Genomic DNA, 22,819 nt, shown 5'->3' on the forward strand with positions numbered 1-22,819 from the left:
GCGGCAGAGGTCTTACAGGTCCACTTCGGTGGCGAGCTTGCCCGGCACCTGCTTCGCGCCGGTGGCAACGTAGACGCGGTTGGCTTCGGTGTCTTTGGTGATGAGGGCGCCCGAGCCGATCACGCATTGATCGCCCACCTTCACATGGTCGTTGAACGTGCTGTTCACGCCGAGAAAGCAGTATTCGCCAATCTCGCAGTAGCCCGAGATCACCACGTGCGACGAAATGAACGTGTGGTCTTTGACAACGCTGCGGTGGCCCACGTGGTTGCCGCTCCACAGAATGCAGTTGTTGCCGATCGTGACAAACGGCTGAATCACGTTGTTCTCGAAGATGAACGTGTTTTCGCCGACCACCGCGTTGCGCCACACGAACGCGCGCGAGCTGATGTAAGTGGCGAAGCGGTAGCCCTTCTTCTTGGCGTCCAGGTAGAAACGCGTTCGCAGCGCGTTGAGCTGCGACGACGGAATCGCCACGAACACGGTGTATTCCGACGGCGGGTAGAGCGTTTCGAGCTCTTCGTATGCAACCACGGGTTTGCCGTTGAGTTCCGGCTGGCGGATGTAGTCGCGCTCCACCGAGAACGCCACGACCTTATAGTCGGAATCGTGCGTGAAGTATTCGTCTGCGATCTCGGCCATTTCGCCGGCGCCGATCAATACGAGTTTCCTGGTCATCTTTGCTCCTCCTTCAAAGCCCCGGCTATGGATAACCGGGTCTGCTCATACCGCGACTGCCTGTGCCGCGTTACTTGTATCTCAGCCTGCGGGAATGAATGCGTGCCATTGCCCGAGGAAGCGGTCGTCGGCACCCGGCACGCCCGCCGCCAGTTCCCGCATCAACGCGCTGAAGGGCGCCATGTCTGCCACATCCGCCATGCGGGTCGCGATCAGGGCGTCCACGGTCCGGTAGCACTGCGCGGCCTGCTCGTGCTGCAGCTTGCCGAGGCGCTGTCCTGCCACGCCCAGCGCGGCCCACGCGAGAACGGCGAGCTTGTACGCGTGGCTCGTCGTCTGCTGCGTGATCTGTTGCGGGCTCAGGCGAAAGTAGCCGAGCGGGTCGTTGATCACGCACAGCGGCTTGCGCAGGCTCGCCGTGAGAAAGAGCCCGATGTCCGCGAGACCGACGTACGAAATGCCGGCAAGCGTCGTGTCGAGCAGCAGGTTCGCAGCGTCGCGCGTGAATACCGCGTTCGAAAATTCACCGAGCCAGTTGTTGCACGCCGGCACCGTCAACGCGAAGGCAAGCTCGGGCGGCAGCGAAAACACGCGCTGCTGATGCTGGACGACTGCGTCCGGACGCGGCAACTGACTCACGGGCTGGCCGGACTCGAGCGCGGTCCACCGGCGGCTCACCGAGCAGTCGAACGAGCCGCCCGCGTGTACCGCGGCGTGGAACGCGTAGAACTCGGGATAGATGACGTCGTCGTCGAAGAGCAGATGGGCCAGCGGTGTTGCGCCATTCCACGTCCTCAGCAAATGCCGGCAGTTTTCGATCCCGCCCGCGCGCGGACCCTGGATCACTTCGATGTTCATGTCCGCCGTCGCGCTTTTGAGCGGTTCGCTTTGCAGCGCGGCGAGAAACGCGCCGTCGGGACTGTCGTCGGAAACGATGATGCGCGCCGGCTTCAGCGTTTGGTGCTTGAGCGCGATGAGCAGTTCGTTGAGGTACTTCGGCTTGTAAGCCGGAATGAGCGTCGTGATGGTCATGAGTTTATGGGCGCGGCTTAATGGGCCGGAACGCCGTCGAAGTAGTCCATCACGGCCTGCGCGACGGTATGCACGTGCTCGGCCTGCAAATACGTGGCAAAGGGAAGGCTCAGCACTTCAGACTGCAAACGCGTGGCGATGGGCAGATCGGGCCACGTCTCGTTCGCGTAAGCGCGCTGATGGTGGCTCGCAATCGGGTAGTGGACGAGCGTGCCGATGCCGCGTTCGGTCAGGTGCGCCTGCAGCGCATCGCGATGCGGCGTCTGGATGACGAAGAGATGCCAGACCGGCTCCACATGCGGCAGCGCGACCGGCAATTGCAGCGGCGCCTGGCCGAGCGCTTCGGCATAGGCGCTTGCCAGCGCGGTGCGGCGCGCGTTGTCCTCGTCGAGATAGCGCAGCTTCACGCGCAGCACGGCCGACTGTATCTCGTCCAGACGCGAATTGACGCCGGCCAGATCGTGCCGGTACTTCACCTCGGAACCATAGTTGCGCAGCTTGCGCAACGTGGCGGCGAGTTCGGGGTCGTTCGTCGTCACGGCACCGCCGTCGCCCAGTGCGCCCAGGTTCTTGCCGGGGTAGAAGCTGAATCCCGCGGCGTCGCCCAGACCGCCTGCACGGCGGCCGCGATAACGGGCACCGTGCGCCTGCGCGGCGTCTTCGATCACGCGCAGGCCGTGCTTGCGCGCAATCGCGTTGATGGGGTCCATGTCCGCCGGCTGGCCGTACAGGTGCACCGGCATGATGGCGCGCGTGTGCGGCGTGATGGCGGCTTCGACGCGCTGCGGGTCGAGGTTGCAGGTCGTCGGGTCTGGTTCGACAGGGACGATGCGCGCACCGGCCTGGCTCACGGCGAGCCACGTCGCGATGAACGTGTTCGACGGCACGATCACTTCGTCGCCGGGGCCAATGCCGTAGGCGCGCAGAATCAGATGCAGCGCATCGAGCCCGTTCGCCACGCCGATGCAGTGCTCCACGCCGCAATACGCGGCGAATTCGCGTTCGAAGGCGAGCGTTTCTTCGCCCAGCACGTAACGGCCGGAGTCGATGACGCGGCCCACCGCGCTGCGTATCTCGTCTTCGTAGCGCGCGTTGGCCAGCTTGAGATTCAGGAAATCGATTTTCATGCGTCGTTGCCGGTGCGCCGGCAGCCAGAATGTGCCCGGACGGTTCGCTTCAGGCCGTGGCGGCTTCGGGGTTGCGCGCAAGACGCAGGAATTCGTCGTGGTCACGGATGTAGTCCGCGGGATCGAATGCTGCCGAGGCGAGCACCATGCAGACGCCGCCCGACGAGAAGTTGTCGAGCGTGCGCCACATCATCGGGCAGATGTAGAGGCCGTAATACGAGCGGTTCAGATGAAAGCGCCGCTGCCGGTCGCCGTCGTCGAGCACGATGTCGAAGCTGCCCGACATCGCGATCACGAACTGATGCAGGTTGCGGTGCGCGTGCGAGCCGCGGTCCGAGCCACCCGGCACGTCGTAGAGGTAGTAGACCCGCTTGATATCAAACGGGACGTGGTTGTCGCCTTCAACGAACGTGAGATTGCCGCGCGGGTCGGTAATCTTGGGCAACTCGATGATCCGGCAGTCGTTGAGTGGCATGACCACGTTCCTCCTGGCTCTATCCATTGACATTGAGCGCGCGTCGCGCGGGAGCCGCCGCGCACGGCTTTATGACTGGATAAAGCTTAGCCCTGTGGGCCGCCTTTCAATCCGCCAAACAGAATGGGCGTTTTGCCCCAATTCCATGGGCGGGCTCTCCAGCGCGCTTACTGCGTGACCGCGCGCTTCGCTTCGATAGCGGCATCCACCAATGCGCCGCGCGTGCGTTCGAAAACTTCCAGGTAGCCGGCGTCGCCGGTTTCGATGGCCGCGAGCTTGAGCGCATCCAGCATGGCGAGTTCGCCCGGATAAGGGCACACGATCGAGCCGGACATCGGCAGACTCAATGGATCGAAACGCGCGGCGCGCCAGTGCGGCTCGGTGGCCAGCAGCAAAGACGCGATGCGCTCGATCACGAACACCTTGGCCGGCACCATCGTGCTGCCGTAGGCCACCGGCCCGTTGAGCAGCGCGGCAAGCTCGCCGTTGCCGCCTTCCGCCACGCCAAGGAGCATTTCGCAGGCAAGCAGCCAGCGGCGCCAGAACGCGGGCGTGGCCACGAAGTAGTTGCAGAAGATGCTCGAGCGCGAGTCCATGGCGAGCGTGTGCGGGTCGAACCCGGGCGCGACATAGGGCACCGCGCTTTCGAACACGCGCCAGATGTCGGGGTGATTGGTGGCCGCCTGCTCGAAGGTGTTCAGATGGAACGCGCCCTGATCGAAGTAGGGCGAGAAGCTGATGATGTCCGTATTGGCCGGCACGCTCGCAATGAACGCGTTGACGACGTTGGAGTCGAGCAGCGTCTTTTGCGCGAAGCGCGGCGAAAGGAAGCCGTAGAGCGTGTTTTCCTTCAGCGGACGCGAGAACAGGAACGTGCGAATGGGCCAGTATTCACGCCAGTCCGCACGGCCGTCGCGGTTGTCGAGCGGAATGAAGCCGGGGTCGAGCAGCAGGCGCGTTTCGTCCGAGTAAAAAATCTGGTGGATCTCGATGCGCCGGTTGCCGGCCGCCTGCCGTGAGGGTTCAAGCATGATCTGCCTCTGAAAGTTGCTCGCGGGTTTGCTCGTGTCGAGTCCGTGCGAGAGGGCCCATAGGGCCACACAAGGCAGCAGTTTGACTGCCGGGCGCCGATTCTTATCGCTGGAACAGCAAGCCAATTCCCGCCTATTTCGGGGCCAAGGCGGTGGCGGGGCGCACGGCTTGCGGCGCCGCAGCGCGCGAGGCGCGGTGCCGCAAACGCACGGCAGCCGGCCTTCACGCTCTCGCGTTGCTGTCCAAAATGGACTGAAAACAAGGTGCTTTTCCGTCGATTGAAAGCCGGGCGTCAGCGCTAAGCTCCTTTATCCGCCGGAAGGCCGCCAGTACGCGCCGGGCCGGGCCGTCTCCATTTCTTGTCTGTCTCCCATGAAGCCCATCCGCCTCGTCTGCGGCACCCGCCACAACGAAGCCGACTTCGTCGCGAACTCCGCGCTCGGTCGCTCGCTGAAGCTCTATCACCACACGCCGCCCGCGCAGTTGCTGCTGTTCGACAACAACACGACGGGCCTGTCCACCATTTACAACCGCGCCATCGACCACGCCGCGCAGAACCCCGCGATTCTCGTCTTCATCCACGACGACATCTCGCTGTGCGACTTCTTCTGGCTGGAGCGCATCTACGAAGCGGTCCAGCATTTCGACGTGGCGGGCCTTGCGGGCAACACGCGCCGCGTGCCGCGCCAGCCGGCCTGGGCTTTCGTCACACCCGACTTCCAGTGGGACGCGCGCGAGTACCTGAGCGGCGTGGTGGGGCACGGTAAGGGCTTTCCGTGCACGAACGTGTCGCGCTTCGGTCCGGCGGGCCTGGAATGCAAGCTGCTGGACGGACTCATGCTGATTGCCGACAGCGAGCGCCTCGTGCAAAGCGGCGTGCGCTTCGACGAGCAGTTCGACTTCCACTTCTACGACATGGACTTCTGCCGCCAGGCCGAACTCAAGGGCCTGCGCATGGGCACCTGGCCAATCAGCGTCGTGCACGAGAGCGGCGGCGCGTTCGGCACGCCGTCGTGGCGCGCCGGTTACGAACGCTATCTGCGCAAATACGGCGAATGAGCACGCTACCTGCCGCTTCGTTTCCTCAGGGCGCGCCAGCGTCGGGCCCGGCAGGTGCCGTGCCGCCCATCGAAAGCGGCCTCGCGCTTCAGCACGCGGGGCGCTTCGCGGAAGCGGCGGCCGTCTATCGGCAGATTCTCTCGGTGCAGCCGACTCACCCGGACGCGTTGCATCTGCTCGGGCTTATCGCGTATCACGAAGGCAACTACGCGGGCTCGATGGAGCTCATCATGGCCGCGCTCACGCATCGCGCGAGCGAGATCTACTACAGCAACCTGGGCAACGCGCTGGGGGCCATGGGCAAGCGCGCGGCGGCGATGGAAAGCTATCGCCAGGCCATTGCGCTCAAGCCCGACTACATCCACGCGCACAACAACCTCGGCAACATGCTGCGCGACGACGGGAAGTTTGCCGAGGCCGTGCAGTGCTTCAAGACGGTGATCGCGCTCAAGCCCGATCACGCGGAGGCCTACAACAACCTCGCCAACGCGCAGGTGGATCTGGGCGACCTGGACGGCGCGATTGCGAGCTATCGCCGCGCCATTGCGTTGCGGCCCGATCTGGCGTCGGCGCGCAGCAATCTGCTGTTCATCTTGAGCTATCGCGAGGACTTGAGCCCGGCCGCGTATCTGGAGGAGGCTCGGGCGTTCGGCGAAGAGGTGAGTGCACGGGCGCGTGCATGGACGAGCTGGAACGTGCTGCTCACGCCGCATCGTGACGGCCGGCCGTTGCGCGTGGGCCTCGTTTCCGGCGACTTCAAGGTGCACCCGACGGGGCACTTTCTGGAGAGCATCCTCGCGCATATCGATCCGCGCCGGCTCGAACTCGTGGCATACCCCACGCGCCGGCTCGAAGACGCGCTCACCGCACGCATCAAACCGCGCTTCGCCGCATGGACGAATCTCGCCGCCCTTTCCGACGAGGCCGCGGCGCAGCGTATTCGCGACGACCGCATCGACATTCTCGTGGACCTCTCGGGCCACATGAACTTCAACCGGCTGCCCGTGTTCGCGTGGCGGCCCGCGCCGGTGCAGGCGAGCTGGCTCGGCTATTTCGCGAGCACGGGGTTGGCGTCGATCGATTACGTGCTGGGCGACCCGCACGTGTTGCCTGCGGGCAGCGAGGCGCAGTTCGTCGAGACGCTCTGGCGTCTGCCCGACAGCTATCTCTGCTTCACGCCGCCCGCCGACCAGGTGGCCGTCGGCCCGCTGCCGATGCTTGCGCAGCAGCACGTCACCTTCGGCTGCTTTAACCATCTGATGAAGATGAACGACGCGGTGGTGGCCGTATGGGCGCGCGTGCTGCACGCGGTGCCGGGCTCGCGGCTCTTCCTCAAGGCGGCGCAACTGGACGCCGCGTTCGCGCGCGAGACCACGCTGCGCCGTTTCGCGGCGCACGGCATCGGCGCGCAACGGTTGATTCTGGAAGGCCGCTCGCCGCGCAACGAATACTTCGCGGCCTACAACCGCGTAGATATCGCGCTGAGCCCGTTCCCTTATCCGGGCGGCACGACGAGCGTCGAAGGGCTGTGGATGGGCGTGCCGGTGCTGTGCCGTCGCGGCGACCGTTTCCTCTCGAACATCTGCACGAGCATGCTGCATTCGGCGGGGCTGCCCGAGTGGATCGCCGAAGACAACGACGACTATGTCGCGAAGGCCGTGGCATTTGCGCGCGACCGCGAACGGCTGGCTGCGCTGCGCGGCGCGTTGCGTGCGTCCATGCTGGCCTCGCCGCTGTGCGATGCGGCGCGCTTCGCGCGCAACCTGGAAGCCGCGTTCGAAGGCATGTGGCAGGCGCGTGGCGAGCGCTTCGTGACCCCAGCGCCTGATCGCGAGCCTCATCTGACGAACCGCAGCGCTACTTGATACACGGACACCCATGCATGACATCGGCCGGCTGCTGAACACGGCGCTCGCGCACCACCAGGCCGGGCGCCTCGGCGACGCCCACAGCCTCTATCAGCAGATTCTTCGCGTGCAGCCGAAGCACCCCGACGCGCTGCACTTCATGGGCCTGCTCGCGTGCCAGCTGGCGCAGCACGAGGCGGGCATCGTGCTGATCCGCGAATCGATTGCTGCGAACCCGAGCCCGATCTACTACAACAACCTCGGCAACATGCTGCGCGAGCATGGTCAATTGCCCGATGCCATTAACGCCTATCGGCAAGCCATTGCGCGCAAGCGCGACTACGCGGAAGCGCACAACAACCTGGGCAATGCACTGCGCGAGTCGGGCGACGCGGCCGGCGCGATGCAAAGCTGCGCACAGGCCATCGAGCTGCGGCCCGGCTACGCCGAGGCCTACAGCAACCTCGGCAACGCGCTGAAGGACATGGGGCAGCTGGACGCCGCAGCGGCGAGTTATCGCAAGGCGATTGCGGCGAAGCGCGATTTCAGCGAAGCGCACAACAACCTGGGCAACGTGCTGAAGGCGCAAGGGCAGATCGAAGCGGCGATCGCGTGCTATCGGGCGGCGATTGCGCTCTCGCCTCAACTGGCCGTGGCCCACGATAGTCTCGCCGGCGCGCTCATGCATCAGGGCGATATCGACGGCGCCATCGAAAGTTACCGGCATGTGGCGACGCTTCAGCCGCAGGTGGCCGCGGCGCACAACACGCTCGGCAATGCGCTGAACGCGGCGGGTCGCGTGGGCGAGGCGGTGCCGTGCTACGAGCGGGCCATCGCGCTGCAGCCGGACTTTCCCGATCCGTATCACAACCTCGCGAATGCGCTCAAGCGCGTGGGGCGGCCGGAACAGGCGCTGCAGTACGCACAGCGCGCCATTGCGCTGCGCCATGATTCGCCGTCGTTCCATAACAACCTGGGCACGATTCTCGCGGACCTCAATGCCTTCGATGCCGCTGTCGAGAGCTACCGCAAAGCGCTCGCGCTGAACCCCGATTTCGCGGAGTCGCACACCTGCGTGCTGTTCGGGCAGTCGTATTGCGCGGGATGGTCGGCGGCTGCGCATCTCGCGGACGCACGCTATTTCGGCGAACGCATGACGGCGCGGGCGAAGCCTTTCGACGCGTGGCCGGCGCTCGAGGACGGCGCGGATGCGGTGCAGGGCAGACGTCCGCTGCGCATCGGCTTCGTCTCCGCGGACTATCGCAAGCATCCGGTCGGCTACTTCCTGGAAAGCGTGCTGCGGCACCTGGACCGCACGCGCATCGAGCCGTTCGCCTATTCCAACGGCTTGCAGTACGACGAACTCACGGCGCGCCTGAAGCCGCAATTCGCGGCATGGCAAGCCATCAACGAGATGAGCGACGAAGCTGTCGCGCGCCTCGTTCACGACGACCGCATCGATATCCTCGTCGATCTCTCCGGCCATACCGGACGCAATCGCTTGCCCGTTTTCACGTGGCGCCCCGCGCCGCTCCAGGTGAGCTGGCTCGGCTATTTCGCGACCACGGGGCTCACGCAGATCGACTACATCGTGGGCGACCGCTACGTGTCGCCGCCCGAAGAGGAATCGCACTTCGTGGAGCGCGTCTGGCGGCTGCCGGACAGCTACCTCTGCTTCACGCTGCCCGCCGGCGACGTGCCGGTGGGGCCGTTGCCCGCGCTCTCGGCGCCTGCGGGTGGCGTCACGTTCGGCTGCTTCAACAATCACAAGAAGCTCAACGACGGCGTGGTGGCACTGTGGTCGCGCGTGCTGCATGCGGTGCCGGGCTCGCGGTGGCTGTTGAAGAACCACCAGCTTGCCGAACCGAAGCTGCGCGAGCAGACGCTGGAACGCTTCGCGGCGCATGGCGTGGGCGCAGACCGGCTGCTGCTCGAAGGGCCGTCGGCGCGCGACGCGTATTTCGCCGCGTTCAATCGCGTGGACATCGCGCTCGATCCGTTTCCTTACCCAGGCGGCACGACGAGCGTGGAAGGACTCTGGATGGGCGTGCCCGTGCTGAGCCGTCGTGGCGACCGCTTCCTCTCGCATCTGGGCGAGACGGTGCTGCACACAGCGGGCCTGCCCGAATGGATCGCCACCGACGATGACGACTACGTCGCCCGCGCCGTGGCCTTCGCGCGCGATCTGCCGGCGCTCGCGGCGCTGCGCGCGGGCTTGCGCGAACGCATTGTCGGCTCGCCGCTCTGCGACGCGCCGCGCTTCGCGAGAAACCTCGAAGCCGCGTTCGCCCAGATGTGGGAACGTCGGCTCGCGCAAGACACGGAGGGCGCGCAATGACCCCGGGTGTGACCGATACGCCTGCGCAATGGGTCGAAGCGGGCCTCGCGCTCCACCAGGCGGGCCGGCTCGACGAGGCGCGCGCACTCTACGCGCGCGCGCTTCAACAGATGCCGCGGCATGCCGACGCGCTGCATCTGCTCGGCGTGATCGCGATGCAGCAGGCGCGCTACGCCGACGCGCTCGACCTGATTGCGCGCGCCATCGAAATCAGCCCGCAGGCGATGTACTACGACAACCTGGGTTGTTCGCTGCGCGGCTGGGGCAAGCTGGAAGCAGCGGCGGAGAGTCATCAGCAGGCAATTGCGCTCGACCCCGGCAGCGCGAGCGCGCACAACAACCTCGGGCTCGTGCTGTTGCAGATGCGGCTGCCGGCCGCAGCGGCGGCGAGTTTTCGGCGTGCCGTGGAATGCCGGCCCAACTTCGCGGACGCGCATTGCAATCTCGGCAACGTGTTGCGCGAGATGGGCGACTTCGAGCGTGCCGCGGAGCACTGCCGCACGGCGATTGCGCTGAAGCCGACGCTGGGTGAAGCGCACAACAACCTGGGTAACGCGCTCAAAGAGCAGGGCAAGCTGGCCGAGGCCGCAGCGTGCTATCGGCAGGCGCTTGCGTTGATTCCGCACGACGCGCAGGTTCCGCTCAACCTCGGCATCGTGTTGCGCGAGCAGGGCCGGCATGAGGCCGCCATCGAATGCTTCAAGCAGGCGCTGACGTTGCAGCCCACGTGGCAAAACGCGTGGGGGAATCTGCTCTTCAGCCTGAGCTTTGCCGAAGGGGCGTCGCCCGAACAATACCTCGCCACGGCCATCGAGTACGGCTTGCGCACCGCCGCGCAGGCGCGGCCCTACACGGACTGGCTCACGCGCAGTGCCGACGCGGGGCCGCTGCGCATCGGTTTCGTTTCGGGCGACCTCAGAACGCATCCTGTCGGCTTCTTCCTGGAAGGCGTGCTGGGGCAACTCGATCGAACACGCGTGGAGCTGTTCGCCTACACGACGAAACCCAAGGAAGACGACCTCACGGCGCGCATCAAGCCGCTTTTCAACGGCTGGCGCAGCCTGACCGGACTCACCGACGAAGCCGCCGCACGCACCATTCGCGACGACGGCATCCATATCCTGCTCGATCTGGCAGGGCATACCGACGGCAGCCGCGTCTCGGTGTTCGCCTGGAAGCCGGCGCCGGTGCAGGCGAGCTGGATCGGCTATTTCGCATCGACGGGGCTTACCGCCATCGACTACGTGATCGGCGACGATTGCGTACTGCCCGCGAACGAGGCGCATCACTTCATCGAGCGCCCCTGGCGGCTGCCACGCGGGTATCTGTGCTTCACGCCGCCGGCCGATGTGGCGAGCGACGCGGCCGCGGAGAGCGCCCGCCCCCTCACCTTCGGCAGCTTCGGCGACCTCGTGAAGGTGAACGATCGCGTGACGGCGGTCTGGGCGCGGATTCTGCGCGAGGTGCCGGACGCGCGTCTTTTCCTGAAGGCGAAGCAACTCGGCGACGAAATCGAACGGCGTGCCACGCTGGCGCGCTTCGCGGCGCACGGCATCGATAGCACACGCATCGTGATGGAAGGTGCTTCGCCGCGCGCCAGTTATCTCGCGGCGTACCGGCGCGTCGACATCACGCTGAGCACGTTCCCGTATCCGGGCGGCACGACGACGGCCGAAAGCCTTGCGATGGGCGTGCCCGTGCTCTGCCGTCGCGGCGACCGGTTCCTTGCGCATCTGTGCGAGACGGTGGTGACGAGCGCGGGACTCGAAGACTGGATTGCGGCCGACGACGAAGACTACGTCGCGAAGGCTGTCGCTCTCGCCCACGACCGCGAACGGCTCGCTGCGTTGCGGGCGGGACTTGCGGCGCGCGTGCTGGCTTCGCCGCTCTGCGACGCGCCGCACTTTGCGCGCACGCTGGAGGCCGCGTTCGACGCGATGTGGCAGGCGCGCTCAGGCGGCGGCGCGCAGGGTGCGTAGGCGCGTTTGCTGTAGCTGACGCCTGCTACGCCGCTCGAGAAAAAGCCAAAAAGAAAAAAGCCGCATCGCTGCGGCTTTCAGGGTGAATCGACGTTCCCGCATTTCGTATGCGGTTGTGCTGGTTGTACGTGTTTTGGCGTGTCGGGCATGTTCGCCCCGACATCACCTCAAAGCTTTCCCGTCTGCTGATAGAAGCCCGCTGCGGCGATGCGCGTCAACGCGTCGCCCAGCTGGTTCGTCATGACGTCGCGGCCGGCCGTTGCGTGCCCGGTGATAGCGGCGTCGAATTGCTGGATCGCGCGGATCTTCGCCATTGCCTCGGGCGGCTGGTTCGCCGTGAGCGACATGATGAAGGGCGAACGTTCCTCGGCGAGTTGGGCCGCGCGCAGCCAGTCTCCGGCCGACGCCGCGGCGCTCATGGCCTCGGTCAGTTCGTAGGCGCGATCAAGCGTGTGCTGTGACATCTGTTTCGATCCTCGGCAAGTGCGTCAGTGAGGCGGGTAAAGCGTTTATGCCGTCTTGTTCAGCGTGCCGGCGCTGCCGTTGCCGCCGAACAGCTGGTTCAGGTACGTCGTGTTGCTCTGCATGGTCGTCATCAGCGTGTTCAGCGCCGTGAACTGCGCGTTGTACTGGCTGGTGAGCGTGGCCTGGTAAGCCGTCAGATCGCTCTGCTGTTGCGTCAGGTTCGAGAGGTCCGAATTGAGCGCCGACGTGCGCTGGCTGATCATGCCGCCAGCCTGCGTGTACTGGTTCGCGTAGGTGTTGAGCGTGGTGCCGATGCCGTTGGTCGTGTTGAACAGCGCCGACACCGTGGTCGGGCTGCTGGTGACGGCGGCCTGCAACTTCGAGCTGTCGATGCTGATCGTGCCGTCGGGCTGAAGATCGAGACCGATCGAGGCGAGGCTGTAGGTCGAGCCGCCCGTCGTGACGCCGCCGCTGATGATGCTCGCGAGGCCGTTCACGGCCGAGTTCGTCATGGCGTCGCCCAGCAGCGGACCCGCGGTTGCGCTGCTCGTGGACGAAGCGGCGCTGTAGGACGTAAGCGACGACGTGGTGGAGACCCACGAGTTATAGGCGTTGACGAAGTCGGTGATCGCGGTGACAGAGGCGTTCGTGTCGTTTGCGACCGTCAGCGTCTGGGTCGTGCCCACCGCCGCGCTCGTGAGGTTCAGCGTGACGCCGGTGAGTGCCGTGGTGTCGGTGTTGCTTGCGCTCGTGACAGCGTTGCCGTCGATGGTGTACTTCGCGTCCTGAGCGGCTGTGACCTGCGTGAAGCTCGCCGTGTTGAGCCCCGTGTCCACACCGCTGCCCGCCGAAATGGACACCGTGTTCGCCGCGCCCGTGGCGTTGGACGTGAGCACGAGGTGCTGGCCGTCTGCCGCGGTGATGACGGTGGCGGTGACGCCGGGGTTGTTCGATGCGTTGTTGATCGTCGAGGCGAGGCCGCTCAACGTGTTGTTCGCCGACGTGAGATTCACCGTCATCGAGCTGCTGCCCACGCCGATGGTCACCGTGCCGGTGCCAAGCGTCGCGCTGCTCGCATAGGCGCCCGACGAAATCTTGTTGGCCGTCGCGATCTGCTGCACGTTGATCGAGTACGAGCCGGGCACAGCGACGCCGTTCTTGGGCGTCGCGGTGATGCCGGTACCCGAGAGGGTCGCCGTCAGCTGCGTGAGCGAGGTGCCGTCCGAGAGGCCGGAAAGCTTGGTTTGCAGCGCGGCAAGCGACGACTGGATCTGGCCGATGGCCGAGAGTTCGGTGTTGTCGCTCGTCTGCGCGCTCGTAAGGGTCGCGGCCTGGCCCGCGGTCTTCGCGGTTACGAGGGCCGAGACGAGCGAGTTCACGTCGAGCGTCGACTTGGTCGCGCCGCTGATGACGGACTGCGCCGCTTGCGCGAGCAGCGCGCTTACATCGGTGGAGGACGTCGTCGAGGTGGTCGTGGTCATGCGTAGCTCCGTTCGTAACGAGCGGGGTCAGGTCGCGGCGCCCGGATGTAAGCGGGAGCGTGCCCGTTTCCGGTCGAGTGCCAGCGGGTTGCTGTCATGCGGACAATGCACATCGGGAGGCCGTGCCTCCCGATGCCGCTCTCCGCGTTGTTCTTCGTGTTGTGTTGCGTGTGGTTCTTTCCACGCCGCCGCGCCCTGCATGCTGCAGCAGGCGCGGCGCCGGGCGCGCCCGCAAGCGGCGCGCGCCCGGCAGGTCATGCTTACTGCAGGAGCTTCAGCACTTGCTGCGGCAGCGAGTTCGCTTGCGCGAGCACCGAGATACCGGCTTGTTGCAGCACTTGCGCCTTCGAGAGGTTCGCCGTTTCCGAAGCGAAGTCCGCGTCGACGATCTGCGACTGGGCGGCGCTCAGGTTGGTCGATTCCGTCTGCGTGTTCGTGATGGCCGACTGGAACGTGTTCTGCGTTGCACCCAGCGTTGCCTGGAAGTTGTTGACTTGCGCCAGCGCGGCGTCGATTGCCGTGATCGCGTTCTGGGCACCCGAGGTGGTCGAGATGTCGATGCCCGAAACGCCGAGGCCCGACGCGTTCCACGTCGTCGAACCGAAGTTCGCCGTGATCGTCTGGTTGGCCGATGCGCCGATCTGGAAGTTCACGCTGCCGAGGCCACCCAGCACGCTCTGGCCGTTGAACGTCGTTTGCGTTTCAACGCGGTTGATTTCCGTCAGACGCGTCGTGACTTCAGTCTGCAGGTTCGCTTGCGCTGCCGAGCCGAGCGAGCCGTCGCCCGATTCCACGGCCAGCTGGCGGATACGCTGCAGGTTGGCCACGGTCGACGAGATCGCGCCCGAAGCGGTCTGCACCATCGAAATGCCGTTGTTCGCGTTCATCACGCCTTGATTCAGTGCGTTGATGGCGGCGGTCTGGCTGGTCGCGATCGCGAGGCCGGCGGCGTCGTCAGCGGCGGTGTTCACGCGCTTGCCCGACGACAGACGCGTAATGGCTTGCGACAGGGCGCTTTGCGAGCCCGAGAGGTTCGTCTGCGTCGTCAACGACAGAATGTTGGTGTTGATGTTCAGCATTTGCTTCCTCGTTTGGTATGTGCCTCGGATGTAGGCTGGTTCGGTTGTAGACGATGCGCTTCTTGGCTGGCGCTGACCGTCTTTCCTGGTTGTCGGCGGCGGTTGCGGAAAACTTTAGGGACGTGCTTCGCAAATCGGGGCGGGAACTTACGCCTTGCTTGCAGCGAGGTGGGCCGCCTGGGCGCGCGCAGCCTCACTCGACGCGCCTCTCGCCCACTGCTGGCGCGGCTGTGAGGCTTGGCGAGGCGGCGTATGCTGAACGTTCTGTCAACGGGACTCGTGGAGTTGTGTCATGCAGAAACGCACCATTGGTACGTCGTCGCTGCAGGTCGCGCCGCTGATGTTCGGCGGCAACGTGTTCGGCTGGACGATCGACGAGGCGACCTCGTTCTCGATTCTCGACGCCTTCGTGGACGCGGGGCTCGACTTCATCGACACCGCCGACGTCTATTCGGCCTGGGTGCCGGGCAACGAAGGCGGGGAGTCGGAAACGATCATCGGCAAGTGGCTCGCGAAGAGCGGCAAGCGCGACAAGGTTGTGCTCGCGACCAAGGTGGGCAAGCACGCGAAGCGGCGCGGACTTTCGGCCGGCAACATCCTTCTGGCGGCCGAAGATTCGTTGCGGCGCCTGCAGACGGACTATCTCGACGTCTATTTTTCCCACGAAGACGATGGCGAGACGCCGCTCGCAGAGACGCTCGGGGCCTACCAGCGGCTGATCGAGGCGGGCAAGGTGCGTGTGATCGGCGCCTCCAATTACAGCGGGGCGCGCCTGGAAGAGGCGCTCGATGTGTCGCGGCGCAACGGCCTGCCGCAGTATCAGCTGGTTCAGCCCGAATACAACCTGTACGACCGGGCGGGCTACGAGGCCGACATCGAGCCTGTCGCGCTGGCGCAACGGCTGGGCGTGGTGCCGTACTACAGCCTCGCGAGCGGGTTTCTGACAGGCAAGTACCGGTCCCGCGCGGATCTCGCGAAAAGTGCGCGTGGCGGACGGGTGGAACGGTATCTGGACCACCGCGGCATGCGCATTCTCGGCGCGCTCGACAATGTGGCCGAGCGCCGGGGCGCGACGCCCGCTGCAGTGGCGCTCGCGTGGCTGATGGCGCGGCCCAGCGTTACGGCCCCCATTGCGAGCGCGACCTCGCTGGGGCAGCTCGAGAGCCTGGTGGCGGCCGTTCACCTGAAACTCGATCCCGCCGATATCCAGGCGCTGAATGACGCGAGCGCGTGACTTCCGTACCCGACATCGGCCCAGGCGCGACGCAAGTGCCTGAGCCGACTGACGAAAGTGTGGCCGGGGCTGGGTTTTTCTGCTATCCTACCCGGCGAATTGAGATCCTTGCCCGGTTTGGTGGCCCGCTGTTATATGTTTTGCCGGCCAGTTTTGCCAGCCAAACCGGCGGTCAGGCGTGGAGTTACGTGTAGTTGCAAGACGCGTCTGACCGTGTTCCGCAGTGAACTCCCCCACTTCTCTATTCCGGCCTCCGTGGCCGCCTTGCCTTTCGCTTCAATGTGGAACACCGCGCTGGAGCGACCGGAGGGCCGGTGCGTGGGCGGCTTTGCCGCCACGCCTTGAACCGTAAATTGACTCAGGAATGACATGACGACGATTGTTTTGAAGGAAAACGAACCGTTCGAAGTGGCAATGCGCCGCTTCCGCCGCACCATCGAAAAGAATGGCTTGATCGCCGAACTGCGCGAGCGCCAGTCTTACGAAAAGCCGACCGCTGTGCGCAAGCGCAAGAAGGCGGCTGCGGTGAAGCGTCTGCACAAGCGTCTGCGCAGCCAGATGCTGCCGAAGAAGCTGCACTAAGCAGTCTTCGCCGGCCACGCCGGCAGGCGGGACGAAAACGGCGGTGCGAGCTCTGTAGCTCGCACCGCCGTTTTTTATTGCTTCTCTCTTGGTGTTTGTTGCCTGGTGTCTTCTGGTGTGCCGCGAAGGGCGGATTCGCGCTGGTGTGTCGGCGTGGCTCGCCATGGACGGGCCGGCGCGCGAAGCGCGATTACGCGGCGCTTTTCACGCGGTCCGGCGAGAGCCCGAACTGGCGCGCGATGGAGGTGAATCGCTCCTGCCATTCCCATGTGCCGAAGACGTCGTGCACGTTCTGCAGGCAACTGAGCAGTTCGACCGTCGTGGGATCGTAGACGTTGATGCGTGCACGCAGCAGTGCGCGTTTCAACGCGGCGACGCCGACATCCATGTAGGCGGGCGTTTCGTCGGACGACTTTCCGATGTAGCGCACGGGAATACCTTCCATGGCCGTCATGTAATCGCGCGGCTTGATGAAACTGCCCACAGGACAGCCTCCGCAGTAGCCCCGATAGGCGCCGCCTCCACGGGGCAGCAGCGCAGCGCGGCCCTGGCCGAATAGATGGCCAACAGCCTGATTGAAAATTTCCTGGTGCGTCAGGAAGTTCAGATTTGTCATTTGCTTGTTCCCTGCGCCGTGCGCCTGGCCATTGTTTGAGTGTAACGGGATGTGGTCAGTATCCCGCGATCGACGCCGCGCAAAGCTTCGACGAAACGGACAAAAGTCCCTTAGTTCGACGCTTGGATGACGAGCCTCCGATTACGCGGCGCACACCGTCGCGACGGTCGTAGTTATAGCGAGTTGTGGTACCGCAGATGAAGCGTTCGGTGAGGCGGCAATCACCTGCTATGTGACGTTGCGGCAGTACAGATGCGTCGCCGCTGCCTGCAAAGCCTTGCGGCGCAGGCATTTGCCAGCATCGACGGAGCGCCTGTGAGGACTTTCCCGAGTGTGGGCGTTCATCGGGCGAGAGTGTTGCGCAAACACCAAAGGCCTTGGCGCTGCATGTGAGGCACACACGCCTATCCGCGGTTCTCTTCAAGTGCACGAGCGGCGGCGCGATCCGGATACAGTCCCGTGGGCTTGCTCGCGTTCACCCCGCCTTCTTCGCGCGCATTTTCTTGCCGAGCGCGGCGCAGGACGCGCGGCACGCACAGTTCCGCTGATGGTCGTTCACCATGCCCACGGCCTGCATGAACGCATAGCAGATGGTGGTGCCGACGAACTTGCAGCCGTAGCGTTTGAGCGCCTTGCTGAGCGCATCGGAGATATCGGTGGAAGCCGGCGCGTGGCCATAGGTCTCCCAGTCGTTCTGAACCGGAGTGTGATCGACGAACGACCACACGAAGTTCGCGAGCGAGCCGTGCTCGGCGCGAATCTGTTGTACGGCTCGCGCATTGACCACGACCGATTCGATCTTGGCGCGATTGCGCACGATCTCGGGGTTGGCGATCAGCGTCTCGATCTGCTTCGGCGTAAAGCGCGCCACCGCATCCACGTCGAACTGCGCAAACGCCTGGCGGTAGCCTTCGCGTTTGTTCAAAATCGTCGACCACGACAGCCCTGCCTGCGCGCCCTCCAGCACGAGCATTTCAAAGAGATGGCGGTCGTCCTGGGACGGCACGCCCCATTCGGTGTCGTGGTAATGCGCGAGCGCATCGCTTGTTGCCCAGTTGCATCGCTGTGTCACGTGGCGGCCTCCGTCCGTCTGCGCCGATCTCGCGGGGTTTGCGGGTCGGGCGAACCAAGCATAGCGGATCGAGCCCGCAGCGCAACCCGGCCGTTCGGCCGATTGCCGGGACGTTTCGGAGCAGATAGTCTCTGCGGCACGGCTCGATATCGGGCTCAACCTGGCTTTGGCGAGCGGCTCTCGCGATGAACATGGAATCCACTCTCTATCTGGTTGGCGTCGACGGCGGCGGTACAGGCACGCGCGTCGTGCTCGGGAACGCGCAGGGCGTCGAGCTCGCGCAGGCGTCCAGCGGACCGTCAGGTCTCGGGCTGGGCATTGGGCTCGCGTGGCAAGCCATCGAGGCCGGCTGCCGCGATGCCTTCGCGGCGGCGAACCATCCGCTCGATTGGTCGCGTTGCGTGCTGGGCTGCGGTCTGGCCGGCGTCAACAATCGCGACTGGCTTGCCGCGTTTCGTGCGCAGGCGCCGCAGGTGGCGGCACTCGCGGTAGAAAGCGATGCGTACACCACGTTGCTTGGTGCCCACGGTGGCGCGCCCGGGGTAGTGGTGGCGCTGGGCACCGGCAGTATCGCGGCTGTACTGGACGAGGCGGGCGCGTGCCGTATGGCCGGCGGTTATGGGTTTCCTTCCGGGGACGAGGCGGGCGGCGCATGGCTGGGTCTGCACGCGATCGGTTACGCGCAGCACGCACTTGATGGGCGCGCGCCTGCCGACGCATTCGCTGCCGCATTGCTCGAAAAGGTGGGTGCGCACGATCGCGACAGTCTGATCGTATGGCTGTGCGAGGCCAACCAGACAGCCTATGCGCGTCTCGCGCCCATCGTGCTTGCGCATCGCGCGCATCCCTTTGCTGCGAGTCTGCTTGCGCAGGCGGGCGAGGAAATCGGCAAGCTCATTGCGGCGCTCGATCCGTCGGGCAGTCTGCCGGTGGCCCTATCCGGTGGACTGGCCGGGCCGCTCGCGCAATGGGTGCCCAAAGCGTTTGGCATGCGCTTGCGCGCGCCGTTTGCCGATTCGGCCCGTGGTGCGCTGCGCCTCGCACAGCAGGAGGCGGCAAGGCTCGGTATGGCGTGAGCCCGGAGACGCCGGCGCAGATCGCGACGCTGAGCGGCGAGCGACCGGCGCCGCGCGCTGAGAACGCCGCCCCTCGGTGCTACCATTTTTGCTTTCCAAACTGCCGGACGTTTTTCATGTATCAGGTTATCGCCACCGATCTCGACGGAACCCTGCTCAACGCCGATCACCAGGTGGACCCTTTTACCGTGGAAACCGTGAACCGGCTGGAGGCGAAAGGATTGCAGTTCGTGATCGCGACCGGCCGGCACTATGCCGACGTGGCGGGTATCCGCGATGTGCTCGGCATCCGCTCCTATCTCATTACCTCCAACGGCGCGCGCGTGCACGCACCCGACGATACGGTGATTCACGCACGCGATCTGGATGCCGGCACAGTGCGACGCATCGTGCAGCCCGAAATCGTGGGCAAGCATGGACGTGTGATCGTGAGTCTTTTCGCCGACGACGCGTGGTTGATCGACCGCGAAGCGCCGCAGCTTCTGGCTTTTCACCAGGACTCCGGTTTCACGTATCAGGTGATGGACCTGACGGGCCACAGCGGCGAGGACATCGCCAAGGTACTTTATGTCGGCGAGCCGGCGGATCTGGCCGAAATCGCCGCGCGCATCGAACGTGAATTTGGCGACGCCGCGTACATCACCTATTCGCTGCCCGATTGCCTGGAAGTCATGGCAGCCGGCGTATCCAAAGGGCGCGCGCTTCAGGCGGTGCTGGCTCGCCTCACCGTGGATGCATCGCGTTGTGTCGCGTTCGGCGACAACCTGAACGACATCGATTTGCTAGAGACCGCGGGGCATCCGTTCATGATGAACAACGCCAACCCGAAGCTGATTGCCCGTCTGCCACACGTACCGCGTATCGGCAACAACTTCGAAGCTGGCGTTGCACACCATTTACGCAAGCTCTTCGAACTGGATGACGAACTGGCGTCGTAGGGAAGCGGCCGGCTGAGGCGTCCGCAGCGGAAAGGGGGTTAGCAGCGGACAGCCATCAGTTGCGGAGAGGACCGAACAGCAGGACGGGGCACAGCTCAAGCTGCCGCGAGCGCGAGAGCGCATCGCACGTGCCCACACTGCACCGTCCTGTTCGGGACCGCTCTGCACCGCTTACCCGCGCCAGCCCCATCCACGGCCGCGGTCGTGATCCCAGCCGCCGCGATCGCCGCCACGCCAGCCGTGGCCGTCGCGATCCCAGCCCCGGCGATCCCCGCCGCGATGGTCCCAGTCGTCGTGCCAGCGCGGGCGTCCGTAATAGACAGGCTGTGGCGCGCTATAAACCGGTGCCGGTTCCACATAGGCAGGCGCAGGCTGCACATAGACGGGCGCCGGTGCGCCCAGGGAAAGGCCGATGCTGAGATCCGTGTGCGCTTCGGCGACACCGCACGCTCCAGCCGCGAGACCTGCTGCAACAAGCACTTGAGTGACGATGCGCTTCATGATTGTTCTCCTGTGACGCGACGTGTCTGTCGCACAGGTTCAATCTACGCGCGGCGAGCAGGGCGTTCTGCGACGAGATGTTACGGGGTGCAAGCGTACGTCGCGGTGTCGAATAGCAGGTCTATATCGAACCGACGATGTTCCGGGCGTGCGGGGTAGGGGCGAAAGTGCCGCGCTCCGCGGCGCAGCGCGGGGGCGTGGCGATGTGGTGACGCGCCGGCGATCGGGCCGTAACTCACATTGCCTACGGCTGCCGTAAACCGGCCTTACATCTGTACCAATTCTTTAAATGCGATCGGATGTGGGCTTGCTGGTGCGCCCGAAAAGCAGCGCGGATACCGGGCCAAGGCGTCCTCATGGTGCCGGTGCCGATGCCGCCGCAGAACCCGACGCGGACGACTGAACCGCATCACCGCCTGGCAGCGCCGCACAGGGGCAGTCGGTCGCCCTGCCGTCCAGTCCCTCGTGGTCATGCTTGAAAGACGCCTGTGGTGAGCCATTGCGCCAGTCGAGTTTGAGAACGTAGATGCTGTCGAAATCGTTGCTCGCCCACTTCGGCACGTCGTCGGGATTGCCGCCATGCGCCGTCACCATCCGACGCACGAGCTGTTCGATGAGGCGGTGTTCCCACGCCACAACAACGGTCTTGTTGCGCCACGAGGGATCCACCAGCGTGTTGCCAAGCTGCTCGATCTGCGAATAACCGTAGGGCGTTTGAACCGGCATGCCGAAGGCGATTGCGGTGGGCTCGATGGTGGCGAGCGGGCGCACGTAATTCCATGCGCGTCCGTTGTCGTCTTTCTTTTCGCCGGGATCGGGCGCGTAGATGGCGTCCGGTTTGCCGAACTTCGCCGCAATGACGGCGGGTAGCGCGAGCGCGCGGTTGAGGCCCTGGCAATCGAGTTGTCCGAGTCCTTCCGCAGGCTTTTCGCCGTGGCGCACGAACACGAGCGTCTCTACATCGCCCGACGCGGCCCATGCTGCGACAGGCACTATTGCCGCGCCAGCGGCGACGGCAAGGCATAACGCCATAGCGGGCAGAAAGGCGGTCGAACGGGGCATGGTGGGCACCAGAGGTCGGATCAAGGTCGAACGATTCTAGCAGCGCGATTCGGCACTTCTTTCGGCCTATTGGTGCCCGTCAGCGCCTGTGTATTCGCGACCACGACGAGCGCTGCCAACCGGAGCGGAAGAGCGGCGAAAAAACAAACGGGCGCCGAAGCGCCCATTCATACACATAAGTTCAATCTGCCGCGAGAGCCACTTGGCGCCTCGCTAAAGCCGCCTCGAGTCGCGGCTCACATGGCTTGGTCACGCAGCCGAAGCAGCGGACACTGCCTGGCTTTCCGGCTTCTTGCCGGCCACGAGCGGATAAATCACGCCGGCAATCACGGCGCCGATGATCGGCGCCACCCAGAACAGCCAAAGCTGGCCGATGGCATCACCGCCGACGAACAGCGCGGGACCGGTCGAGCGTGCCGGATTCACCGACGTATTGGTGACCGGAATGGAAACAAGGTGAATGAGCGTGAGGCACAGGCCAATCGCGATCGGGGCGAAACCGGCCGGCGCGCGCGTGTCCGTAGCACCCAGAATCACGAAGAGGAAAAACGCCGTCATCACCACTTCACAGAGAAACGCGGCAGCGAGCGTGTAATGGCCCGGCGAGTGCTCGCCGTAGCCGTTGGTCGCGAAGCCGCTTGCGACAAGGTCGAAGCCCGGCTTGCCCAGCGCGATTTGCGACAACACGAATGCGGCCAGCACGGCGCCCACCACCTGTGCCGCGATGTAGGGAATCACGTCCTTGGCGGGGAAGCGCCCGGCGACGGCAAGGCCGACGCTCACGGCCGGGTTCAGATGGCATCCCGAAATATGCCCGATAGCGTAGGCCATGGTCAGTACGGTGAGGCCGAAGGCGAGCGAAACGCCAACGAAACCGATGCCAAGGCCATGAACCGGACCTGCGAAATTGGCGGCGAGCACAGCGCTGCCGCAGCCGCCGAAGACCAGCCAGAAGGTGCCAATGAGTTCGGCCGCGAGTCGTTTGGAGAGGTGCATGGTGCGTGATCTCAAGTAAGGTCGATATGACGGCATCGCAAAATGCCAATGCCAAGTGCGCAGGGGATTCTACGGAGATTGCACGCTGCGGGATGTCAAGGATTGTAAATTCCAGAGAGAAAGCGTTTACTATTTTGCGGATGCCCTTCA

General features: G+C 64.9%; 21 protein-coding genes. 8 read left to right on the forward strand and 13 right to left on the reverse strand.

The genetic code is table 11. The features are described from left to right. Positions 1-12: 12 nt before the first annotated feature. The 5 genes from PKKP23_RS19665 to PKKP23_RS19685 form a co-directional block, all read right to left on the reverse strand. The gene (locus PKKP23_RS19665; protein WP_126878113.1) at positions 13-678 is read right to left on the reverse strand and encodes an acetyltransferase; all 666 of its coding nucleotides are present in this window, start codon (positions 676-678) and stop codon (positions 13-15) included. Between the two features lie 81 nt (positions 679-759). Next, positions 760-1,710 carry a glycosyltransferase family A protein gene (locus PKKP23_RS19670; protein WP_017772184.1) on the reverse strand — a complete coding sequence of 317 codons (951 nt, stop codon included), beginning with the start codon at positions 1,708-1,710 and terminating at the stop codon, positions 760-762. A gap of 17 nt (positions 1,711-1,727) precedes the next feature. After that, entirely contained in the window at positions 1,728-2,837 is a 1,110-nt protein-coding gene (locus tag PKKP23_RS19675; protein ID WP_240659069.1) for a DegT/DnrJ/EryC1/StrS family aminotransferase, read from the reverse strand. 49 nt (positions 2,838-2,886) lie between these two features. Then, on the reverse strand, positions 2,887-3,312 hold the full coding sequence (locus PKKP23_RS19680; protein ID WP_126878115.1) for a sugar 3,4-ketoisomerase: 426 nt from the start codon (positions 3,310-3,312) through the stop codon (positions 2,887-2,889). A 167-nt stretch (positions 3,313-3,479) separates the two neighbouring features. Continuing rightward, the gene (locus tag PKKP23_RS19685) at positions 3,480-4,343 is read right to left on the reverse strand and encodes a hypothetical protein (protein WP_126878116.1); all 864 of its coding nucleotides are present in this window, start codon (positions 4,341-4,343) and stop codon (positions 3,480-3,482) included. Positions 4,344-4,716: 373 nt separating this feature from the next. Between PKKP23_RS19685 and PKKP23_RS19690 the strand changes: the two genes are divergently transcribed. From PKKP23_RS19690 to PKKP23_RS19705, 4 genes are read left to right on the forward strand one after another with little or no spacing between them, the layout of a single operon-like run. Beyond that, positions 4,717-5,403, forward strand: a complete 687-nt coding sequence (locus PKKP23_RS19690) for a glycosyltransferase family protein (protein WP_126878117.1) — start codon at positions 4,717-4,719, stop codon at positions 5,401-5,403. Next, on the forward strand, positions 5,400-7,268 hold the full coding sequence (locus tag PKKP23_RS19695; protein WP_240659070.1) for an O-linked N-acetylglucosamine transferase, SPINDLY family protein: 1,869 nt from the start codon (positions 5,400-5,402) through the stop codon (positions 7,266-7,268). The genes PKKP23_RS19690 and PKKP23_RS19695 overlap by 4 nt, the downstream gene beginning before the upstream one ends. 13 nt (positions 7,269-7,281) lie before the next feature. Beyond that, on the forward strand, positions 7,282-9,588 hold the full coding sequence (locus tag PKKP23_RS19700) for a tetratricopeptide repeat protein (RefSeq protein WP_126878118.1): 2,307 nt from the start codon (positions 7,282-7,284) through the stop codon (positions 9,586-9,588). After that, the gene (locus tag PKKP23_RS19705) at positions 9,585-11,567 is read left to right on the forward strand and encodes an O-linked N-acetylglucosamine transferase, SPINDLY family protein (RefSeq protein ID WP_126878119.1); all 1,983 of its coding nucleotides are present in this window, start codon (positions 9,585-9,587) and stop codon (positions 11,565-11,567) included. The genes PKKP23_RS19700 and PKKP23_RS19705 overlap by 4 nt, the downstream gene beginning before the upstream one ends. Positions 11,568-11,734: 167 nt before the next feature. Here the strand turns inward: PKKP23_RS19705 and fliT are convergent, their stop codons facing one another. The 3 genes from fliT to PKKP23_RS19720 form a co-directional block, all read right to left on the reverse strand. Next, positions 11,735-12,031, reverse strand: a complete 297-nt coding sequence (gene fliT, locus PKKP23_RS19710; protein WP_017772176.1) for a flagellar protein FliT — start codon at positions 12,029-12,031, stop codon at positions 11,735-11,737. A gap of 45 nt (positions 12,032-12,076) precedes the next feature. Continuing rightward, positions 12,077-13,513: a flagellar filament capping protein FliD gene (gene fliD, locus PKKP23_RS19715; RefSeq protein WP_126878120.1), complete on the reverse strand. Its 1,437-nt coding sequence runs from the start codon at positions 13,511-13,513 to the stop codon at positions 12,077-12,079. A gap of 260 nt (positions 13,514-13,773) precedes the next feature. Then, a complete protein-coding gene (locus PKKP23_RS19720; protein WP_017772174.1) occupies positions 13,774-14,592 on the reverse strand; it encodes a flagellin domain-containing protein in 819 nt (272 codons plus the stop codon). 292 nt (positions 14,593-14,884) lie between these two features. Here PKKP23_RS19720 and PKKP23_RS19725 point away from each other — a divergent pair, with 292 nt between their 5' ends. Next, positions 14,885-15,826 carry an aldo/keto reductase gene (locus PKKP23_RS19725; RefSeq protein WP_126878121.1) on the forward strand — a complete coding sequence of 314 codons (942 nt, stop codon included), beginning with the start codon at positions 14,885-14,887 and terminating at the stop codon, positions 15,824-15,826. A gap of 369 nt (positions 15,827-16,195) precedes the next feature. After that, positions 16,196-16,408: a 30S ribosomal protein S21 gene (gene rpsU / locus PKKP23_RS19730; protein ID WP_017772172.1), complete on the forward strand. Its 213-nt coding sequence runs from the start codon at positions 16,196-16,198 to the stop codon at positions 16,406-16,408. A gap of 190 nt (positions 16,409-16,598) precedes the next feature. On the opposite strand, the gene PKKP23_RS19735 is transcribed toward rpsU, so the two are convergent. Next, positions 16,599-17,024 carry a hypothetical protein gene (locus PKKP23_RS19735; protein WP_017772171.1) on the reverse strand — a complete coding sequence of 142 codons (426 nt, stop codon included), beginning with the start codon at positions 17,022-17,024 and terminating at the stop codon, positions 16,599-16,601. Between the two features lie 475 nt (positions 17,025-17,499). Beyond that, positions 17,500-18,096: a DNA-3-methyladenine glycosylase I gene (locus PKKP23_RS19740; RefSeq protein ID WP_017772170.1), complete on the reverse strand. Its 597-nt coding sequence runs from the start codon at positions 18,094-18,096 to the stop codon at positions 17,500-17,502. A gap of 191 nt (positions 18,097-18,287) precedes the next feature. Between PKKP23_RS19740 and PKKP23_RS19745 the strand changes: the two genes are divergently transcribed. Both PKKP23_RS19745 and PKKP23_RS19750 read left to right on the forward strand, forming a co-directional pair. Then, a complete protein-coding gene (locus PKKP23_RS19745; protein ID WP_126878122.1) occupies positions 18,288-19,172 on the forward strand; it encodes a glucosamine kinase nucleotide-binding domain-containing protein in 885 nt (294 codons plus the stop codon). Between the two features lie 116 nt (positions 19,173-19,288). Then, positions 19,289-20,110 carry a Cof-type HAD-IIB family hydrolase gene (locus PKKP23_RS19750; RefSeq protein ID WP_126878201.1) on the forward strand — a complete coding sequence of 274 codons (822 nt, stop codon included), beginning with the start codon at positions 19,289-19,291 and terminating at the stop codon, positions 20,108-20,110. Between the two features lie 171 nt (positions 20,111-20,281). Here PKKP23_RS19750 and PKKP23_RS19755 read toward each other — a convergent pair whose 3' ends face one another. From PKKP23_RS19755 to aqpZ, 3 genes are all read right to left on the reverse strand, one after another. Continuing rightward, positions 20,282-20,611, reverse strand: coding sequence for a PXPV repeat protein (locus PKKP23_RS19755; protein WP_126878123.1), 330 nt, complete (start codon positions 20,609-20,611; stop codon positions 20,282-20,284). Between the two features lie 354 nt (positions 20,612-20,965). Then, the gene (locus tag PKKP23_RS19760; protein ID WP_233411858.1) at positions 20,966-21,673 is read right to left on the reverse strand and encodes a histidine phosphatase family protein; all 708 of its coding nucleotides are present in this window, start codon (positions 21,671-21,673) and stop codon (positions 20,966-20,968) included. Positions 21,674-21,922: 249 nt separating this feature from the next. Then, positions 21,923-22,669, reverse strand: a complete 747-nt coding sequence (gene aqpZ / locus PKKP23_RS19765; protein ID WP_017772165.1) for an aquaporin Z — start codon at positions 22,667-22,669, stop codon at positions 21,923-21,925. Positions 22,670-22,819: the final 150 nt, after the last annotated feature.

The sequence above is a fragment of the Paraburkholderia kururiensis JCM 10599 = LMG 19447 genome (genome assembly GCF_003986935.1).
Lineage (GTDB): Bacteria > Pseudomonadota > Gammaproteobacteria > Burkholderiales > Burkholderiaceae > Paraburkholderia > Paraburkholderia kururiensis.

What these genes read in the sequence shown, in the direction of transcription:
- PKKP23_RS19665 (WP_126878113.1), bottom strand. Translation starts at nt 678, where the DNA reads ATGACCAGGAAACTCGTATTGATCGGCGCCGGCGAAATGGCCGAGATC.
- PKKP23_RS19670 (WP_017772184.1), bottom strand. Translation starts at nt 1,710, where the DNA reads ATGACCATCACGACGCTCATTCCGGCTTACAAGCCGAAGTACCTCAAC.
- PKKP23_RS19675 (WP_240659069.1), bottom strand. Translation starts at nt 2,837, where the DNA reads ATGAAAATCGATTTCCTGAATCTCAAGCTGGCCAACGCGCGCTACGAA.
- PKKP23_RS19680 (WP_126878115.1), bottom strand. Translation starts at nt 3,312, where the DNA reads ATGCCACTCAACGACTGCCGGATCATCGAGTTGCCCAAGATTACCGAC.
- PKKP23_RS19685 (WP_126878116.1), bottom strand. Translation starts at nt 4,343, where the DNA reads ATGCTTGAACCCTCACGGCAGGCGGCCGGCAACCGGCGCATCGAGATC.
- PKKP23_RS19690 (WP_126878117.1), top strand. Translation starts at nt 4,717, where the DNA reads ATGAAGCCCATCCGCCTCGTCTGCGGCACCCGCCACAACGAAGCCGAC.
- PKKP23_RS19695 (WP_240659070.1), top strand. Translation starts at nt 5,400, where the DNA reads ATGAGCACGCTACCTGCCGCTTCGTTTCCTCAGGGCGCGCCAGCGTCG.
- PKKP23_RS19700 (WP_126878118.1), top strand. Translation starts at nt 7,282, where the DNA reads ATGCATGACATCGGCCGGCTGCTGAACACGGCGCTCGCGCACCACCAG.
- PKKP23_RS19705 (WP_126878119.1), top strand. Translation starts at nt 9,585, where the DNA reads ATGACCCCGGGTGTGACCGATACGCCTGCGCAATGGGTCGAAGCGGGC.
- fliT (WP_017772176.1), bottom strand. Translation starts at nt 12,031, where the DNA reads ATGTCACAGCACACGCTTGATCGCGCCTACGAACTGACCGAGGCCATG.
- fliD (WP_126878120.1), bottom strand. Translation starts at nt 13,513, where the DNA reads ATGACCACGACCACCTCGACGACGTCCTCCACCGATGTAAGCGCGCTG.
- PKKP23_RS19720 (WP_017772174.1), bottom strand. Translation starts at nt 14,592, where the DNA reads ATGCTGAACATCAACACCAACATTCTGTCGTTGACGACGCAGACGAAC.
- PKKP23_RS19725 (WP_126878121.1), top strand. Translation starts at nt 14,885, where the DNA reads ATGCAGAAACGCACCATTGGTACGTCGTCGCTGCAGGTCGCGCCGCTG.
- rpsU (WP_017772172.1), top strand. Translation starts at nt 16,196, where the DNA reads ATGACGACGATTGTTTTGAAGGAAAACGAACCGTTCGAAGTGGCAATG.
- PKKP23_RS19735 (WP_017772171.1), bottom strand. Translation starts at nt 17,024, where the DNA reads ATGACAAATCTGAACTTCCTGACGCACCAGGAAATTTTCAATCAGGCT.
- PKKP23_RS19745 (WP_126878122.1), top strand. Translation starts at nt 18,288, where the DNA reads ATGGAATCCACTCTCTATCTGGTTGGCGTCGACGGCGGCGGTACAGGC.
- PKKP23_RS19750 (WP_126878201.1), top strand. Translation starts at nt 19,289, where the DNA reads ATGTATCAGGTTATCGCCACCGATCTCGACGGAACCCTGCTCAACGCC.
- PKKP23_RS19755 (WP_126878123.1), bottom strand. Translation starts at nt 20,611, where the DNA reads ATGAAGCGCATCGTCACTCAAGTGCTTGTTGCAGCAGGTCTCGCGGCT.
- PKKP23_RS19760 (WP_233411858.1), bottom strand. Translation starts at nt 21,673, where the DNA reads ATGCCCCGTTCGACCGCCTTTCTGCCCGCTATGGCGTTATGCCTTGCC.
- aqpZ (WP_017772165.1), bottom strand. Translation starts at nt 22,669, where the DNA reads ATGCACCTCTCCAAACGACTCGCGGCCGAACTCATTGGCACCTTCTGG.